This window comes from Runella sp., assembly GCF_027484545.1.
GTDB lineage: Bacteria > Bacteroidota > Bacteroidia > Cytophagales > Spirosomataceae > Runella.
The window spans coordinates 1-2,875 of the sequence record NZ_JAIXST010000047.1; the positions used below are offsets into that span (position 1 = coordinate 1).

The 2,875-nt window shown below is 42.2% G+C and carries 1 protein-coding gene; it reads right to left on the minus strand.

The genetic code is table 11. The annotated features are described in order from the left end of the window. Positions 1–571: 571 nt before the first annotated feature. The coding region (locus Q0081_RS04180) for an ATP-binding protein (protein ID WP_298349696.1) at positions 572–2,875 on the minus strand (2,304 nt) is incomplete at its 5' end.

A 2,875-nucleotide genomic window follows, 5' to 3' on the forward strand; every position in this document is an offset into this window, starting at 1 on the left:
AAGGCGGTAGTTGTAGCCTTTATTCTGAAAAAGAAGCGTTCTGGATACTTACCGGAACAAGAATTTGAACCTGCAAGGCAAATTTGATTGAGTGGAAATTTTCTTTTCACGACATTATTATGATAAGTTATAAAACGTGTCCTTCGAGGGATTAAAAAACTTGCTACCTCGAGGCGGAATACCAGCAAACGCTATTCATGGTGTTGCTTACAGTGAAAGTATTTCCATGCAAGGCGGTAAAACCAACACATAGAAATACAGTACTCAAGAGAGTTAACTTCAAGAGAATGATTTATGTAAATTAGGTCTAATTGGGGTAATAATAGGAAGGAGTAATACTACTCGAATACAATGCTACGATAAGAAGTTAGTTGAAGCAAAAAAAGCCAATCGGTAAAAATCCCATTATTAAAAAAAAGATGAAAAGAATCGAAATACATCCCACTATATATATATATAATTGATTTTCAAAGGAAAGAGATAGATCAGGTTTTCGTGTTAGCCAGGGGCAAGCCCAGAATTGTTGGAAGATGACGGTTAGGTCGCGACTCTATTTTGTATCATCGCTACATCAAAAATAAGATGCAGGCGATTTACCATATCGCTTTTTGAAAACAGCCGAAAAAGCGCCAGCATCCTTAAGGCCGATTTTTTGAAGAACTTCAGAAATATTTTTACAATTTCTGGATTCTAAAAGCTTGCGAGCTAGCGTTAGCCTCGCCTTCTGGATACAATCAAGAGGTTTTAATCCAGTGAGTTTATAGAGTCTTCGATACAAGGTGTTTTTACTCATCGATAAAGATTGAGCCAGTTTAGGAACTGAAAAATCTGCATCTGCTAACTGCTCAAAAATAAGCCTTTCAAACTCGCGCAAACAAATGATATCATCGGCACTATACTGAAGGGTCGGCTCTGCTTTTAGGTTATCCGACAGCACCAATAGGTCGTCTTCCATATCAGCCTTTGGGCGTTGTTTCAACATACCACCGAGCAAATGCAACAACTCCTCAACATCAAATGGTTTTATGATGTATTCGTCAACCCCCAACATCAAAGCTTTTTGTTGGTCAGATTCACCCGAACGAGCCGTTATCATAAGAACTGGGATAAACGCAAAAGCAGGAGTAGATTTCAAACACTCTACCAACTGAAAACCGTCCATTATGGGCATCATGATATCGCAAATGATGATCTCAGGTAAAGGGTTAGATTGTAAGAAATCGAGTGCATTCTCGCCATTGAATGCCTTAAACACCTGGAAATGTTGTTTTAAACGAAGATCTAAGAGATCCGTCAAATCGCTATTGTCATCAACCACTAATACCCGGGGTTTGTCCCCTTGATAGGTAACTAATGAAGTTGAAACGCTGGAATCTGCTTTAAAAGTTGTTGGCAAAGGATCAACAATTGTAGTAGCTTGATTTTGTGGAAGCGTAATGCTAAACGTACTTCCTTCACCCCATTTGCTTACAAAAGAGATTCGACCACCCAAAAGTGCCGCCACTTCGCTTACCACCGACAAACCAATCCCTAAGCCTCCTTCAACAGGCGCATCCTTTAACTGGGATTGATAAAACCGTTCAAAAATATGAGGTTGATCAATGGGGTGGATGCCCCGCCCGTTATCTTTGATACGAATAGTGACTTGAGCATCTTCCTCTTTAAATGCTTGAATTTCAACACACCCATTAGTGCCTGTATATTTTATTGCATTTGAAATCAAGTTGCTTAGTAGAATTTCCAGTTTCTTTTCATCAGTAGTAAGTACAATGTTGGAGTCCTCTTTACAGTTTTTAAACCGGATCTTTATTCTTTTGGGATTGGCAATTTCTTGGTATTCCAATACCATTTCTCCTAAAAAAGAAGGCAAGTTGATGGATCTGTATTCCATAGATTGTTTTTCAACCCTGGAACTGCTGAAGCTTAAAATTTCATCAGCCAATTTATTCAAACGCATAGCATTGCGAATGGCGATCTTGATCAATACCTTTGCATCTTTTTGGAGACCATTGTTATTCAAAAACTTATTCAAAGGGTTAGTTATCAACATCAAAGGGGTGCGCAATTCGTGAGTCATAGTAGCAAACAAACGGTTTTGTTCAGCATTTAACTCTGCTAGTTTTTTCGCTTGCAACTCAATTATCGCCTCGTCTGTTTGAATTTTTTGAGTGTTTTTTTTGATTTCCTTTTCCAAGTGCAGCTGCTGCTCCCGTCTATTTGCAAAAAAATACATCCCCAAAACAAATAACAAAAAAACGAGTACTAAAAACCAAACCTGCTGGTAAATAAGTATGCCCGAGCCCGCCTTAGTGAGCAGGGCGCCGGATCCGCTGTAGACACCGGAGTAGTAGGTGGTGCTGCTGTTGTTGCTCCTTGCGGTAAGCGTCGGCGTACCGGAAGCAGAGCCGATGTTGTCTGCCCCGCTGAGGGAATCGACAGTGAGGTTGAATCCGGCAAGTGCCAGCGTACCGGTCACCGTGAGATTGCCCGTGGTGATGTTCACCGCTGCGGTGAGCGTCACGGTATGGCCGGAGGCGATGATCACATCGTCGCCGGCAACGGGTGCTGTGCCGCCTACCCAGGTGGCGCCAGAGCTCCAGTTGCCGGTGGCCGCGGAGGTGATGGTGGCGGCGTGCAGGCTTGCGCCTGCGAGCAGGAAGATGGAGAGGAGCAAAGCGGAGAGAGGCTGTTCGTGCCTTGGGGAGACCAGCCGTCGCCTGAAGGTGAGGAGTGAGCTTTTTGTGATAGCTGAAAATTTTAGCTGCACCGGATTATTCAATAGTTTGCAAAGGTTTTGATAAAAAATAAAAAGCGTTAAATTGGGTTTACCACAACACCAACAACGCTTTTTATGGAGAGTATATCCCTCGTGAGT